The 15033-nt window shown below is 65.9% G+C and carries 11 protein-coding genes; 8 read left to right on the top strand and 3 right to left on the bottom strand.

Annotated features, from left to right (window positions below):
• Nucleotides 1-4 precede the first annotated feature (4 nt).
• Nucleotides 5-1243 (bottom strand): THUMP-like domain-containing protein, encoded by a 1239-nt coding sequence (locus FDW84_RS07780; protein ID WP_138608174.1) that lies wholly within the window; start codon nt 1241-1243, stop codon nt 5-7.
• Between the two features lie 54 nt (nt 1244-1297).
• Here FDW84_RS07780 and FDW84_RS07775 point away from each other — a divergent pair, with 54 nt between their 5' ends.
• The gene (locus FDW84_RS07775; protein WP_138608172.1) at nt 1298-1675 is read left to right on the top strand and encodes a hypothetical protein; all 378 of its coding nucleotides are present in this window, start codon (nt 1298-1300) and stop codon (nt 1673-1675) included.
• On the opposite strand, the gene FDW84_RS07770 is transcribed toward FDW84_RS07775, so the two are convergent.
• On the bottom strand, nt 1618-2532 hold the full coding sequence (locus tag FDW84_RS07770) for a DMT family transporter (protein WP_171046703.1): 915 nt from the start codon (nt 2530-2532) through the stop codon (nt 1618-1620). The genes FDW84_RS07775 and FDW84_RS07770 overlap by 58 nt on opposite strands.
• Nucleotides 2533-2759: 227 nt before the next feature.
• Here FDW84_RS07770 and groES point away from each other — a divergent pair, with 227 nt between their 5' ends.
• Both groES and groL read left to right on the top strand, forming a co-directional pair.
• The gene (groES, locus tag FDW84_RS07765) at nt 2760-3053 is read left to right on the top strand and encodes a co-chaperone GroES (protein WP_003805290.1); all 294 of its coding nucleotides are present in this window, start codon (nt 2760-2762) and stop codon (nt 3051-3053) included.
• 77 nt (nt 3054-3130) lie between these two features.
• Nucleotides 3131-4741 (top strand): chaperonin GroEL, encoded by a 1611-nt coding sequence (groL, locus tag FDW84_RS07760; RefSeq protein ID WP_138608170.1) that lies wholly within the window; start codon nt 3131-3133, stop codon nt 4739-4741.
• An 89-nt stretch (nt 4742-4830) separates the two neighbouring features.
• Here the strand turns inward: groL and FDW84_RS07755 are convergent, their stop codons facing one another.
• Nucleotides 4831-5445 carry a dihydrofolate reductase family protein gene (locus FDW84_RS07755; RefSeq protein WP_138608168.1) on the bottom strand — a complete coding sequence of 205 codons (615 nt, stop codon included), beginning with the start codon at nt 5443-5445 and terminating at the stop codon, nt 4831-4833.
• A gap of 62 nt (nt 5446-5507) precedes the next feature.
• Here FDW84_RS07755 and FDW84_RS07750 point away from each other — a divergent pair, with 62 nt between their 5' ends.
• The 5 genes from FDW84_RS07750 (at nt 5508) to FDW84_RS07730 (ending at nt 15018) form a co-directional block, all read left to right on the top strand.
• A complete protein-coding gene (locus tag FDW84_RS07750; protein ID WP_138608166.1) occupies nt 5508-7031 on the top strand; it encodes an ATP-dependent DNA ligase in 1524 nt (507 codons plus the stop codon).
• A gap of 113 nt (nt 7032-7144) precedes the next feature.
• Nucleotides 7145-9196 (top strand): acyltransferase family protein, encoded by a 2052-nt coding sequence (locus FDW84_RS07745; RefSeq protein WP_138608164.1) that lies wholly within the window; start codon nt 7145-7147, stop codon nt 9194-9196.
• 8 nt (nt 9197-9204) lie between these two features.
• Nucleotides 9205-11274 (top strand): acyltransferase family protein, encoded by a 2070-nt coding sequence (locus tag FDW84_RS07740; protein ID WP_138608254.1) that lies wholly within the window; start codon nt 9205-9207, stop codon nt 11272-11274.
• A gap of 235 nt (nt 11275-11509) precedes the next feature.
• Entirely contained in the window at nt 11510-13021 is a 1512-nt protein-coding gene (gene guaB / locus FDW84_RS07735) for an IMP dehydrogenase (protein ID WP_138131903.1), read from the top strand.
• An 83-nt stretch (nt 13022-13104) separates the two neighbouring features.
• Nucleotides 13105-15018: an ABC transporter ATP-binding protein gene (locus FDW84_RS07730; RefSeq protein WP_138608162.1), complete on the top strand. Its 1914-nt coding sequence runs from the start codon at nt 13105-13107 to the stop codon at nt 15016-15018.
• Nucleotides 15019-15033 lie beyond the last annotated feature (15 nt).

The raw sequence follows: 15033 nt of genomic DNA, 5'->3' as shown, positions 1-15033 counted from the left end.
CGGCCTAGGCCACCGGCTCCACCACGATGGCCACCCGGTCCTCCCCGATGCGGGTCAGGACCAGGGTGCCTGTTTTCGCGGCCTTCCGGCCGGCGGCCTTGCCGGCGTTCCTGCCGCCGAGGAGCTGCTTGCGGAGTTCCTCGGGGGTGACCGCGGTGCCGCGTTTCTTGATGTCCAGTACCCCGATGCCGTTCTCCTTCACCCAGGTCTTGAGCGCTTTTACGTTATAGGGCATGACGTCCAGCACTTTGTAGGCCCGGGCGAAGGGTGTATCCACCAGCGAGGGTGCACAGATGTAGGCAATGTGTTCATCCACCAGGTGCCCGCGCAGCTGCAGCGCGACGTCGGCCACCAGGCCGGCGCGGATGACGGCGCCGTCCGGCTCGTACAGGTAGCCCTCCACGGGTCCTGTCGGGGCTGCCGGGCCTGCCCCGAAGTCTTCGCCGCTGGTCAGTTCCGCCGCGCCCTGGGGGCCAAGCACCAGAGCTGCCCGCCGGATCCCGGGCCGGCGCACGGCGTTGAACCACAGTGCCACTTCGGTGACATCCCCGGCTACGGACACCCATTGGGCTTCGCAGTCCGCAGGCACGGAGTCGTGGGGCATGCCCGGGCCCATTTTGACGCCCACCGCCTTGCCGGAGGCGGCAAGAGCCTCGACGAAGGACAACGGCGGTGAGAACGCTTCGGGGTCCCAGATGCGCTTGGTGCCCGAGGTGGAGGTGACGCGGCGGGCCGGATCCAGCCATACGCCGTCGATGCCGTCCAAGGGGATGGATGTGGCGTCGGCGTGCACCACAGTGGCATTCGGGAAGGGGATCAGGTTCACCGTGGCGCACGCGGCGGTGGTCTCATCCATCTCCACGGCCGTGACCGTGATGTCCATGGACGCCAGCGCCAGCGAGTCGGCTGCCAGTCCGCAGCCCAGGTCTGCCACGTGGTGGATCCCGGCTTCAGCGAACCGCTGGGCATGCCGGGCGGCGACGGTAAGCCGGGTGGCCTGTTCCAACCCGGCCTGGGTAAACAGCATCTGGCGGGCGAATTCGCCGAACTTCGCCGCGGCCCTCGTTCGCAGCCTGGACTGGGTCAGGACGGCGGAGACCAGTTCGGGGGAGTGCCCGGCGTTGCGCAGCGCAGAATTCAGTTCGAAGGACTTCTCCTCCTGGTACGGCTCCAGGGATGCCAGCAGTTCCCAGCCTTCAGGGGTGAGCAGTGGGGCAATCTGGTCCTGGGGAGCTTGAGCCATGGGTTCCAGCCTAGTGGAGCAGCGGCTGGCAGGGATGCCGATAGTGTTGAAGGCATGAACCACAGTGCAGGTCCGCAGCCGTTTCCTGAGCACCAACGCAGGGACCGGGGAGCGGCAAGGTTCGCCAGGCCTGCCCTGATTGCCAGTTCCGTCGTGGCCGTGGTGTGCCTTGCGCTCCTGGTGATCATTTTCTTCCTGGACACGTTCAACGCCACTGTCTATTCGGTGGGCGGCAATGACATCCAGGACGACACCCAAGAGGCGCAGGATATCCGGGGCCTTTACAGCGGGGCCCGGGCGGGAAGCATCGTTTTCCTTGTCGCGTCGCTGGCGACCGCAGCTGCTGCGGCGGTGCTGCTCTTCCGCAGCCGGAATCAGGGCAGCCGGGACTCCGACGGCGAGGACGTTGACTTTGACGACCTGGGACGCTGAGGCCGCTGGCCCGCGCTGGTCAGCAGGACGCCCGATATCACCAGGGCCCCGCCCAGCACCTGCGCCAGCGTGATGGGCTGGCCCATCAGCACCGTGATGATAGCGGTGAATACCGCAATCAGGTTGAGGTAATTACCGGCGTTGGCTGCGCTGGTGCGCTTCAGCGCCAGGTTCCACAGCAGGTAGGAGCCCAGTGACGGGAACAGGGCAATAAAGGCCAGCGACCATCCTTCGGCGGAAGTGGACGGCAGGCCGGCACCGGTGGCTGCGGCAACGGGAGCGAGGACCACGGCAGCCATGGCCACCTGGACTGCGGTTGACGTGATTGCCGGGATGGCCAGCCTCCGCGCGATGATCGTATAGAGGCCCCAGACGGTAATGGCGGCGAGGATCAGCAGTTCCCCGGTGTTGATCGAAAAGGTCAGGAGCCGCTGCAGGTCGCCGCCGGTCAGGACCAGCAGGACTCCCGCCAGGCCGAGCCCGATGCCGGCCCAGCTCACCGGCCGTGGCCGGTCCCTGAGCAGCACCACGGCCAGGACCATGATCAGGGCAGGGTTCGCGGCCGTCACCAGCGCGGCGTTCAGGGCCGAGGTGTGCTGCAGCGCGCTGTACAGCAAAAGGGTGTAGCCGCTCATGCCCAGCAGGCTCAGCAGGAGCAGGACGGGCCACCTGCCGAGGACGGCGCGCCAGTCCGGCTTTTCCACCGCGCGGGCCAGCACCAGCAATGGCACCGCAGCCAGCGCCCAGCGCCAAAACGTCAGCTGGAGCGGCTCCATGGTCTTCATGGCGGCCTGGCCCACGACGAAGTTTCCGGCCCAGAAGAGATTGGCAAAAATGAGGTACACGGCGGCTCGCACCCGTCAAATTTACACGCGGGCGGCGTCCGCCCGTGACGAAACGCTGGCACTCACCTTGACCGAGTGCTAACCCTTACATAGAGTCTTCATTAGCACTCTCCCTGGGAGGGTGCTAATACATGAAGAGCTGCCAACCAGGCTGCGGCCGGCACCGCGACGACGGTTTGCCAGCCAGGGCGGAAAGCTTTCAAGTCCACGAATTTGCTGACGAAGAAGGAGAGGTCCGAGTGTCGGTCTCTATTAAGCCTCTTGAGGATCGTATTGTTGTCCGCCCGCTCGAAGCCGAGCAGACCACGGCTTCCGGCCTGGTGATCCCGGACTCCGCACAGGAGAAGCCCCAGGAAGGCGAAGTTGTTGCAGTAGGCCCCGGCCGCTTCGAGGACGGCAACCGCGTTCCCGTTGATGTCGCTGTCGGCGACGTCGTCATCTACTCCAAGTACGGCGGAACCGAAGTAAAAACCGGCGGCACCGAGTACCTCGTGCTGTCCGCCCGCGACGTCCTGGCGATCGTCGTAAAGTAACTCTCCGGGTCCCCGCGCCGCTGGTCATGCATTCTGCTGCTCAGCGGCGCGGGGTTCTGTCTTGAAAGGACAAAACCATGGCAAAGCAGCTTGCGTTTAACGACGCTGCCCGCCGGTCTCTTGAAGCCGGCATCGATAAGCTCGCCAACACCGTCAAGGTGACGCTGGGCCCCCGCGGCCGCAACGTCGTCCTGGACAAGAAGTGGGGCGCTCCCACCATTACGAACGACGGCGTCACCATCGCCCGCGAAGTTGAGCTGGACGACCCGTACGAGAACCTTGGCGCGCAGCTGGCCAAGGAGGTTGCCACCAAGACCAACGATGTTGCCGGCGACGGCACCACCACCGCAACGGTCCTGGCCCAGGCACTGGTTAAGGAAGGCCTGCGGAACGTGGCAGCCGGCGCTGCTCCCGGCCAGATCAAGCGGGGCATTGAGGTTTCCGTTGAAGCCGTGGCCGCCCGCCTGCTGGAGAACGCCCGTCCCGTTGAAGGCACCCAGGTTGCCAGCGTTGCTTCGATCTCCGCCCAGAGCGATGAAGTGGGCGAACTGCTCGCCGAGGCGTTCGGCAAGGTCGGCAAGGATGGCGTCATCACCATCGAAGAGTCCTCCACCACGCAGACCGAACTGGTGCTCACCGAGGGCATGCAGTTCGACAAGGGCTACCTGTCCCCGTACTTCATCACGGATGCCGACCGCCAGGAAGCCGTACTGGAGGACGCCCTCATCCTGATCAACCAGGGCAAGATTTCCTCGCTGCAGGAATTCCTGCCGCTGCTGGAAAAGGCCCTGCAGGCTTCCAAGCCGCTGTTCATCATCGCTGAGGACATCGACGGCGAGGCACTGTCCACGCTGATCGTGAACCGCATCCGCGGCACCCTGAACGTTGTTGCCGTCAAGGCTCCGGGCTTCGGCGACCGCCGCAAGGCCATGCTGCAGGACATCGCCACCCTCACCGGTGCGCAGGTTGTGTCTCCGGAACTGGGTTTGAGCCTGGACACCGTCGGCCTCGAGGTGCTGGGCACCGCCCGCCGCATCACGGTCACCAAGGACAACACCACCATCGTTGACGGCGCAGGTTCGGCCGAGGACGTGGCAGCACGCGTTGCGCAGCTGCGCGCCGAGCTCACCCGCACCGACTCCGACTGGGACCGTGAAAAGCTCCAGGAGCGCCTGGCCAAGCTGGCCGGCGGCATCGGCGTCATCAAGGTCGGTGCTGCCACCGAGGTTGAGCTCAAGGAAAAGAAGCACCGCATCGAGGATGCTGTGTCCTCCACCCGCGCTGCCCTCGAAGAAGGCATCGTGGCCGGTGGCGGTTCTGCGCTGATCCACGCCCTGAAGGCACTGGATGAGGACCCGGCCGTCAAGGCACTGGAAGGCGACGCCGCGGCTGCTGTGGGCATCGTCCGCCGCGCGCTGGTCCAGCCGCTGCGCTGGATCGCCCAGAATGCCGGCTTCGACGGCTACGTCATCACTTCCAAGGTCGCCGAGCTCCACACCAACAACGGTTTCAATGCCAAGTCGGGCGAGTACGAGGACCTGATCGCCGCCGGCGTGATCGACCCCGTCAAGGTCACCCGCGCAGCCCTCCGCAACGCAGCCTCCATCGCTGCCCTGGTTCTCACCACCGAGACCCTTGTTGCCGAGAAGCCTGCCGAGGAAGACGAGCACGCAGGCCACAGCCACTGAGCTGCAGGCCAAGCTTAGCGAACGTGCGCAAAGAACCGGTCCAGCGTGCGCTGGGCCGGTTCTTTGTGTGTCCGGGGGAACGGTGGGGACTACCCGGCGGCCTGAGCGCCCGGCATATCCTGCGTTTCCACGCCCCCGGTCGGCTCGTAAACCAGGGAGACTGCACCCTTAGGGAAGCTCCGCGCAGGCTCGGCGAGCCGGAAAGTAGCGGGGATGGTCCCGGTATCAAAGAGGCGCTTGCCCTCTCCGAGCGTGACCGGATAAAGCCAGAGGTGGAGGCGGTCGAGCACACCTGCGGCCAGCAGTGAACGGATGAGGACGCCGCTGCCGAACAGGTGCACCTGGCCGTATTCCTCGCGGAGCCTGCCCGCGGCCGCTGCGTCAGGTAGCACTCGCGTGCTGGCCCAGGCCGGATCAGCAAGACTGCCGGAGACGACGAACTTCGGCACACGGTTGAGGGTGCCGGCGATCTCACCGGACTGCCGGGGCCAGTAGGCCGCAAAGATGTCGTAGGTCTTGCGGCCCAGGAGCAGGGCGTCGATCCGGCCGATCTCCGCTTCGATGGCCGCTTCCGCCTCCTCATCGGACACCGGCAGCTGCCAGCCGCCAAAGGAAAAGCCGCCCTCGCGGTCCTCCTCCCGGCCACCGGGAGCCTGGTAGACGCCGTCGAGCGTAAGGAACAGGTTCGCGACGATGATTCCCACGCGCCCATTCTGGAACCGGTGTCCGCCGCTGTCCAGAGGTGGGCGCGTGGCAGACTGGTCCCATGCTGCTCGACGAGCTCGTGAGGACCACGGACGCCGTTGCGTCCACCCGCTCCCGGCTCGCGAAGGTCGAGGCACTGGCAGGCCTGCTGCGCCGGCTGGAGCCTGCCGCGATAGCGACGACGGTCGGCCTGCTGACCGCCAAGCCGCGGCAGGGACGGGTGGGGGTCGGCTGGCGGGGCATGACAGCGGCCATGGGGGAGCCGGCGGCTGATGCCACTCTTACTGTCGCCGACCTCGACGCCGCCCTGGACCGGCTGCTCGCCACTACGGGCTCGGGATCGGCTGCGGGACGCGCCGTGACGCTCCGGACGCTCACGTCCGCCGCCACTGAACGGGAGCAGCGTTTCATCGCCGGTGTGCTGCTCGGCGAACTGCGGACGGGGGCGCTTGAGGGGGTCCTGACCGACGCCATCGCCCGCGCCGCCGGCCGGCCTGTCGAGGCAGTCCGCAGGGCGGCAATGCTCTCCGGCGATCTCGGTCAGAGCGCCCTGCTGGCGATTACTGGCACGCCGGAAGAACTGGACGCGGTGGGGCTCGTCGTCGGCCGTCCGGTGCTGCCGATGCTCGCTTCAACTGCCGCCAGCGCCACTCAAGCGCTGGAGGTTACGGGGAAGGCGTCCGTGGAATACAAGCTCGACGGCGCGCGCATCCAGGTGCACCGCAGGGGAGAGGACGTGCGCGTCTTCACCCGTACCCTTGCTGAGGTGACACACCGCCTGCCCGAGGTGGTGGAGGTGGTGCGCGGACTCCCGGTGCGGGAAGTGATCCTAGACGGCGAGACCCTCGCCCTCGACGAGGAGGGTAGTCCGCGGCCGTTTCAGGAAACCATGGCCCGGTTCGGTGCGGAAGCGGCGCGTGCCACCTTGCTGCATCCATGGTTTTTCGACGTGCTGCACGTTGACGGGAAAGACCTGCTGGACGAGCCCCTGTCGACCCGCATCGCCATACTCGAGCGCATCGCCCCCGAGTACAGGATTCCGGGGGTGATCACTGCGGATGCGTCCACCGCCGAGCGGGTATCCCGCGATGCGCTCGCGGCCGGACACGAGGGCGTGGTGGTCAAAGCAGCTGACTCCTCCTACGCCGCCGGCCGGCGGGGCTCCAACTGGATGAAGGTGAAGCCGGTGCTCACCTACGACCTGGTGGTGCTGGCCTGCGAGTGGGGATCAGGACGACGGACGGGGCTGCTGTCGAACCTTCACCTCGGAGCACTTGACCCCACCGGCGAGTTCGGCGAACCCGGCGGCTATGTGATGGTGGGCAAGACCTTCAAAGGCCTCACCGATGCGCTCCTGCAATGGCAGACCCGGCGGTTCCAAGAGATAGCGGTGCGGCGCACTGCGGGCACCGTGTGGGTGGAGCCCGTCACCGTCGTCGAAATTGCCATCGACGGCGTGCAGCAATCCCCGCGGTACCCCGGCGGAATCGCCCTTCGCTTCGCCCGCGTGAAGCGCTACCGTGACGACAAGACGGCGGCGGACGCCGACACGATCCAGACCTTGCGCGGCCTGCTGCGCGCCTAGCCGAAACGCAGCAGTTTTTGGGGCGGCGGGATCCGGCCGGTACCGCCAAATTCGGGAGGGCCAGCCGTATCGGCTAAACTTGATGGTTTGTCAAGGGCTCTGAAGGATATTTTGTGTCAGTAACAAGGACCGCGGAAGCGCCAGCCCCGACTGCCGGAGGCCGGCAAACGCACTACAGATCCTCCTACCGCCCCGAAATCCAAGGCCTTCGTTCCCTGGCTGTCCTGATGGTTGTCTCGTACCATGTCTGGTTCGGGCGCGTCTCGGGAGGGGTGGACATATTCCTCCTGATCTCCGCGTTCCTGATGACCCTGCAGTTCACCGGGCGGCATGAGCGACGGGAGCGCGTGGGCCTGCTGAAGCATTGGCTGCACCTTTTCCGGCGGCTGCTGCCGGCAGCCGTCACGGTCATCGTGGCGACCCTGGCAGCTTCATACCGGTTCCTTCCGCGAACCCGCTGGCTGGACCTCATCCAGCAGGGCTGGGCTTCCCTGTCCTACTCCCAGAACAGGCTGCTGCAGGAACAGGCAGTGGATTATTACGCCAACGACCACAGCCTCGCCAGCCCCCTGCAGCACTTCTGGTCCCTCTCCATCCAGGGGCAGGTGTTCATCCTCTGGCCGCTCATCTTCGCACTCGCCGCCTGGGCGGCGCAGCGTTACAGGCTGTCATACCGGCCGCTGCTCGCCTACGTCTTCTTCGCACTCTTCCTGGGCTCGCTTGCCTATTCGATCTACTTCACGGCCACCAACCAGGTCCAGGCATATTTCGACACCGGAGCACGGCTCTGGGAGTTCGCACTCGGCACGCTGGTGGCCCTTATTCTTCCCGGTCTCCGCCTTTCCCGTCCCACCCGCATCATCATGGGCTGGGTGGGCCTCATCGCAATGCTCAGCTGCGGGATCCTGCTGAACGTCCAGGCAGCCTTTCCCGGGATAGCCGCACTCTGGCCCACCCTCGCCGCTGCCCTGATCATCGCCGCCGGCCAGACCCAAAGCGCGGCCGGGGTGGACAGGTTCCTCAGCTTCAAGCCCCTGGTGAAGCTGGGCGGGATGTCATACGCGCTGTATCTGTGGCACTGGCCCCTCCTGGTGCTCGGGCTGGCGTGGAGCGGCAAGGAGCATGCAGGGTGGCTGTCGGGTTCGGTGATCATCCTGGCGTCCCTGCTCCTCGCCCATCTCACCACGCGCTTCATTGAGACACCGTGGCGTGAATGGAAGTGGCCGGAGACCAGGCGGCGCCGGTCAGTCCTGGCCATCGCCCTGGTGGTAACGGTGGCAGCGGCACCCCTGGCTCTTTGGCGGCACCACATCCTTCAGTCCAGCTCCATCTCCGCCATCGGGCTGGACGACCCCCGCTATCCCGGGGCCCGTGCAGCCAGCAACAACTTCAACTTCCAGCCCGATGGGCGGACGCAGCTGGTCCCCACACCGGAAGTGATGGCCACCGAATGGCCCGAGTTTCCTGAACCCTGCACGGGGGAGGGGGAGAACGTCAACATCTGCACGAACGCTGTGGAGGACGGCACGAAGAGCATCGTCATCATGGGCAGCTCGCACGCACACGTATTGAACACGTTAGTCCTCCCCATAGCCGAGAAAAACCGGTGGAGCGTCACCTCCATAACGAAAGGCTTTTGCCCGCTGACTGACGAGATGGGTCCGGGGATAAGCCAGGAGTGCCTCGACTTCAACGCGGAGGAAATGCAGAAAGTCCTGGAGATGAAACCCGACCTCGTGCTGACGACGAGCACCCGTACCTTCCATGATTCCGCCGTGTCCGAGTGGCTGGACGAGGGCTGGATCCGTGAGGTTCAGCGGCTCAACGAGGCCGGTATTCCGGTGCTCGGAATTCGGGACACCCCCCGCATGCCTGCCCACACGCCGGACTGCCTGGCGGAGAACCCCCAGGCGCAGGAGATCTGCGGCAGCAGCCGCGTGGTCAGCTTCAGCCCAGTCTCCCCAACAGACGCGGCAGCCGACCGGCTTCCGGACACCCGCTTCATGGACCTCACCCGGTATTTCTGCACGGATGATTTCTGCCCCGCCGCCATCGGCAACGTGATCGTCTACAAAGACAGCAACCACGTCACGCGGTCCTACATGATGACGCTTGCCCCATTCTTCGAGCAGGAGTTTCTGGCCGCCACGGGTTGGCAGGTCTGATGTCCCGGATGACGGACAGCAGCAAGCCCGCGAACCTGCCCAAAGCCGGCGCGAAGAGCCGCAAGGCAAACTTCCGGCCCGAGGTCCAGGGGCTCCGTGCGCTTGCTGTGCTGATGGTGGTGGCGTACCACGTGTGGCTGGGCCGGGTCTCCGGCGGGGTGGACATATTCCTGCTGGTCTCCGCGTTCCTGCTTACGCTTTCCTTTGTGCGGAAAGCCGAGGCGGGGCGGCCTTTTGGACTCCTGCGCCACTGGCTGCACCTCTTCAAGCGGCTGCTGCCCGCCGCCGTCGTGGTGATCCTCGGCATCCTTGCCGGCACCTGGCTGATCCTGCCGCAAAACCGCTGGCCCCAGATCCTGGACCAGGCCTGGGCGTCCCTGCTCTATACCCAGAACTGGCTGCTGGCAGACACAGCCGTCGACTACTACGCCCAGGATCATGCCGGTGCCAGCCCACTGCAGCACTTTTGGTCCCTGTCCATCCAGGGGCAGGTGTTCATCCTGTGGCCGCTCATCTTTGCGGGCAGCGCCGGCCTCCTGGCGTTGCTGCACCGCCTTCCCGGCGGCGCGTGCCTGGACTACCGCGGGCTGCTCACACTGGTGTTCGGGGCAGTGTTCGCCGTGTCGCTCGTGTGCTCCGTGGAGCAGACGGCCACCAACCAGGCCTACGCCTACTTCGACACCCGGACCAGGCTCTGGGAATTCGCGCTGGGGTCGCTGCTTGCCCTGGCCCTTCCGCACCTCAAACCCAACCGGGCGCTGCGGGTGGTGCTCGGCTGGCTCGGGCTGGCGGCCATGGTGTCCTGCGGCCTGCTGCTGACGGTGGACCGGTCCTTCCCTGGCTACGTGGCGCTCTGGCCGACCCTGGCTGCCGCCGGCATCATCGTCGCGGGTCAAACGGGCAGCCGCTTCGGCGTGGACAGGTTCCTCAGCAGCAGGCCGTTGGTGGCGCTCGGGGATAATTCCTATGCCTTGTACCTGTGGCACTGGCCCGTCCTGGTGCTCGCACTCGCCGCTACCGGGCTGGAGGCGCCAAACCTTGCCCAGGGCATGGGGATTGTGGGCGCGTCCATCGTGCTCGCGGTCCTCACCACGCGCTTCGTGGAAAAGCCGTTGCGCGACTGGCACTGGCCACAGCGCCGGGCCTGGCGCACCGCCGTCGTGATTGCTGCCTGTGGTGCCGTCCTTGCCGGGCCCGTGGCTGTTTGGCAGACCACCCTCACTGCGGAGGAAAGCGCGACGGCGGCCCAGCCGCGGGAGCTTACCCCCGGGGCCGCTGCCTTGCACCCGGAGAACGCACCGGTGCCTGCGGCCGGTGCCAAAATCATCCCCGGGCCGTCCGCGCTGGACAACGACTGGGCCGGCATCCACGCCCCCTGCACCGGTGCCAATGCCACCAGGGATCCCCTTCTTGAGGGTTGCCGGCAGGAGGTCCCGGGAGGCGAAGCGACCAAGCGGATCGTGGTGCTGGGGGATTCCCACTCGCAGCAGTACCTGGGCGCGCTGGGGCCGATCGCCGCCGCGCGGGGCTGGGAACTGGTGACGCTGCTGATGCCGGCCTGCCGTTTCGGTGCCGCGTCCGAAACAAGGAACGCCGAGTGCAACGCCTACAACCAGGCAAGCGCCGCCTACGTTCTGGAACACCGCCCCGACGCTGTGTTCACGGTGGCATCCCTGACACATGAGGAAGCGCCGTTCGAGACCGGGGTCCCGGGCTACCTGGAGGGTGTCCGGCCGTTCGCGGAGGCGGGCATCGAGATTGTCGGGATCCGGGACAACCCCCGCTTTACCTTCAACATGCCCGAGTGCGTCCAGCGGAACGGCCCCCACGCTCCCGAGTGCAATCCGTCCCTGGCCGAGTCCCTGGCGGACCCCTCACCGCTGGAAAGCTACCGGGGGAAGCTGCCCGGGCTGCACCTGATGGATCTGAGTGACTTCATCTGCGCCCGCGGTGTCTGCCCTGCTGTGGTGGGAAACGTCTACGTGTACAAGGATGACAACCATCTCACCCGCACCTACGTGGAGACCATGATGCCCATGTTTGAGCAGCGCCTCCTGGCAGCCACCGGCTGGAGCTAGACAGGTCCCCGCGACAGGGATGGGGCGGGTGGGGAGTGCGGTTCCTCACAATGCACGCGTGGAATAGGGGGATCGGCGCAGAGGTTCTAATATTTACTCAACACTTTCCTGCTCTTGGGCCGCCGCCCTCCACGGTGGTCCTGCACCAACTTCTGCACAGGCCAGTCCCGTAATGACGGGCTGGTCATCGGCTGCAACCCCTACCCGTCCAGCAACCAAGGTAAGAGGCGCACTCATGACCGAGCCCGAACACAACCCCTTTGGCTTTATTGGCCTGACGTACGACGACGTCCTGCTCCTGCCGGGACACACCGAGGTCATCCCGTCCGAGGCGGACACCTCCTCCCGGATTTCCAAGCGGATCACGGTGCAGACGCCGCTCCTGTCCGCTGCCATGGACACCGTCACCGAGTCCCGGATGGCCATCGCGATGGCACGCCAGGGCGGCTTGGGCGTGGTGCACCGTAACCTGTCCATCGCTGACCAGGCTGACCAGGTGGACCGGGTCAAGCGCAGTGAGTCAGGCATGATCACCAACCCGCTGACCATTCGTCCGGAAGCCACCCTGCGTGAACTGGATGACCTGTGCGCCCAGTACCGCGTGTCGGGCCTGCCTGTGGTGGATGAGGACAATCGCCTCCTGGGTATTGTCACCAACCGCGACACCCGCTTTGTACCCGAGTCCGATTTCCCGCTGCGGCTGGTCAGCGACGTCATGACCAAGATGCCGCTGGTCACCGGACACGTGGGAATCAGCCGCGAGGAAGCCTCGCACAAGCTGGCCACCAACAAAATCGAGAAGCTTCCCCTGGTGGACGAGCAGGGCCGGCTCAAGGGCCTGATCACCACCAAGGACTTCACCAAGGCTGAGCAGTACCCCCTGGCCACCAAGGACGACGAAGGCCGGCTCCGCGTGGGCGCCGCCATCGGTTTCTTCGGGGACGGCTGGGAGCGTGCCATGGCACTCGTGGACGCCGGCGTCGACGCGCTGTTCGTTGACACCGCCAACGGCCACTCCCAGGGTGTGCTGGACATGATCCGCCGGCTCAAGTCCGATCCCGTGGCAGCCCACGTGGACATCATCGGAGGCCAGGCCGCAACCCGCGAAGGCGCACAGGCACTGATCGACGCCGGCGCCGACGGCATCAAGGTTGGCGTGGGACCGGGATCGATCTGCACCACCCGCGTGGTGGCCGGTGTGGGAGTCCCGCAGATCACCGCCATCTACGAATCGGCCAAAGCTGCCATCCCCGCCGGCGTTCCGCTGATCGCCGACGGCGGCCTGCAGTACTCGGGCGACATCGGCAAAGCGCTGGTGGCCGGTGCCGACACCGTAATGCTCGGTTCCCTGCTGGCCGGTTGCGACGAGTCCCCGGGTGAGCTGATCTTCGTCAACGGCAAGCAGTTCAAGTCCTACCGGGGCATGGGCTCGCTCGGCGCCATGCAGTCCCGCGGCAAGAACACGTCCTACTCCAAGGACCGCTATTTCCAGGCGGATGTCTCCGGGGATGACAAGCTCATTCCGGAGGGCATCGAAGGCCGTGTTGCCTACCGCGGCCCGCTGTCCTCCGTGGCCTACCAGCTGGTGGGCGGCCTGCGCCAGACCATGTTCTACACCGGCGCACCGACCATTGCGGAACTGAAGGCCCGTGGCAAGTTCGTCCGGATCACCCCGGCCGGGCTGAAGGAATCCCACCCGCACGACATCCAGATGACTGTGGAGGCACCGAACTACGGTTCGCGCTAAGGGCCATCTTTGGTTGGGCCCCGTTCGAAACCCAGGTTTCGCACGGGGCCCAACCTGTATCTGTTCGGAACTAGGCTGATTGCATGCCCCCACCACGCCATCCGGCGGAACTGACCCCGACACGAGATCCCCAGCGGCGGCTGGCGCTGCGGCCTTATGCCCGGGCCGTGGCCCAGGTATTGAAGGTCAGCTTCCGCGCCTCGCCGGGCGCGGTGGTCATGAAAGTGCTCGGTTCGCTGATCTCGGCCGTGCTTCCGCTGGTCACGACCTACTTTGCGGCCCTCACCACCACCGCGCTTGCCGCTGCCTATGCCGGGGACGGCGGGGCGGGCCAGCTCGCCGTCGTCTACGTCATCATCACCGCTGCCCTGGGTTTGTTCTGGGGCGCCTTCAGCAGCGTGGACCGCTACATCCAGCAACTGATGAGCTTCAAAGTGGGCGCCATCGTGGGCGACCAGATGTACGAACGCTTCCTGGCACTCGAATTCTGGCGCTACGACGACAAAGAAACCGTTGACCTGTACGACCGCGCCAAAAGGTTCTCCGACTCCTACGCCCGGGTCCTTGACCGCATCGCGGCGATCTTCACGCAGCTCGTCTCGGTGGTCCTGGCCGTCGGCGCCCTGCTGCTGGTCAGCTGGTGGATCGCAGTGATCGTGCTGGTGGCCATCGTGCCCAGCGTCTACCTGCAGTTCAAGCTGTCGCGCGAACAGATTGCCCACTGGAACACCCAGGTGGATTCCAGGCGCCAGCGCCGGATGATCGAAACCAACCTTTTGCGTCCGCAGCACATTGCCGAGATGCGGCTGTACGGCATCGTCGGCTTCCTCATGGACCTCCGCTCCCGCCTCCGCGACGCAGACGAGCGCCGCCGTCTTGATTTCCAGCGCCGTTACATCCCCAAGCAGCTGGCCGCGGACGCGCTCCAATACGGCGCAGAGGTGGTCTCGCTGATCTGGGTGGTGGGGCAAATCATCGCACGCGCCCAGCCCGTGGGCCAGTTCCTCTACGTGCAGCAAATCGTCAGCCGCGCCCTGTCCACCGCGAACAACCTGGTGTCCTCCCTCAGCTCCATTGACGAGGACCTGGCAAACCTGAAGGACTATGAGCTGTTCATGGGCCTGCCCGTCCACTCGGAGCACGCGCCGCCGCTGCTGCAGCCACCAAGGACCGTGGAGCTGAAGGACATCCGGTTTACCTACACGGGCAGTGACCTCGAAGTCATCAGGGGCATCACCATGACCATCCGCGAAGGCCAGCACATCGCCATCGTGGGGGAAAACGGCGCCGGGAAGTCCACGCTGATCAGGATCCTCGCCGGCCTCTACCGCCCCGACTCTGGCCAAGTGATGCTCGACGGCGTGGACCTCGCCGCCGTCGACGTCACCTCCTGGCACCGCCACCTCGCCGTGCTCAGCCAGGAGTTCCTCAAGTACGAGTTCGCCACGGCCGCGGAGAACATCTGGTTCGGCGACGTTGACTCGCCCCGGGACGACGGCCGTATCCGCAAGGCCGCCGCAGATGCCGAGGCCCTGGACTTCATCAACAGGTTGCCCAATGGCCTGGACAACCACGTCAGCAACTGGATGGAGGACCCGCGGGGCCGGAAGGGCAGCGGGCTGTCCGGCGGCCAATGGCAGCGGCTCGCCATGGCCCGGAACTTCTACCGGGACGCTTCCTTCATGGTGATGGATGAACCGACATCAGCCATCGACGCCCTGGCCGAACACCGGATCTTCACCCGCCTGTTCGCGGACCGGAACAGCACTATCATCGCCATCAGCCACCGCCTTGCCACCATCGAAAAGGCGGACATGGTGTTCATGCTCGAGGAAGGCAGGATCGTGGAGCAGGGCACGCACCAGGAACTGGTGGCGTTGCGGGGCCGCTACTTCCGGATGTTCGAATCGCAGCTCAGCGTCCCCGCCGGCCCCATGACCGCGCACGCCCGCCCAGGGAATCCTGCCGGGGTAGGCCCGGAGGCCGGCGGGGCGTGACTTCGGTTATCGTGG

The organism is Pseudarthrobacter sp. NamE5 (assembly GCF_005796225.1).
Lineage (GTDB): Bacteria > Actinomycetota > Actinomycetes > Actinomycetales > Micrococcaceae > Arthrobacter.
This window is presented reverse-complemented; position numbering and strand designations above follow the sequence as displayed.

Excerpts from the sequence above, each read along its gene's own strand:
- FDW84_RS07780 (WP_138608174.1), bottom strand. The coding sequence starts at position 1,243 with ATGGCTCAAGCTCCCCAGGACCAGATTGCCCCACTGCTCACCCCTGAA.
- FDW84_RS07775 (WP_138608172.1), top strand. The coding sequence starts at position 1,298 with ATGAACCACAGTGCAGGTCCGCAGCCGTTTCCTGAGCACCAACGCAGG.
- groL (WP_138608170.1), top strand. The coding sequence starts at position 3,131 with ATGGCAAAGCAGCTTGCGTTTAACGACGCTGCCCGCCGGTCTCTTGAA.
- FDW84_RS07750 (WP_138608166.1), top strand. The coding sequence starts at position 5,508 with ATGCTGCTCGACGAGCTCGTGAGGACCACGGACGCCGTTGCGTCCACC.
- FDW84_RS07740 (WP_138608254.1), top strand. The coding sequence starts at position 9,205 with ATGACGGACAGCAGCAAGCCCGCGAACCTGCCCAAAGCCGGCGCGAAG.
- guaB (WP_138131903.1), top strand. The coding sequence starts at position 11,510 with ATGACCGAGCCCGAACACAACCCCTTTGGCTTTATTGGCCTGACGTAC.
- FDW84_RS07730 (WP_138608162.1), top strand. The coding sequence starts at position 13,105 with ATGCCCCCACCACGCCATCCGGCGGAACTGACCCCGACACGAGATCCC.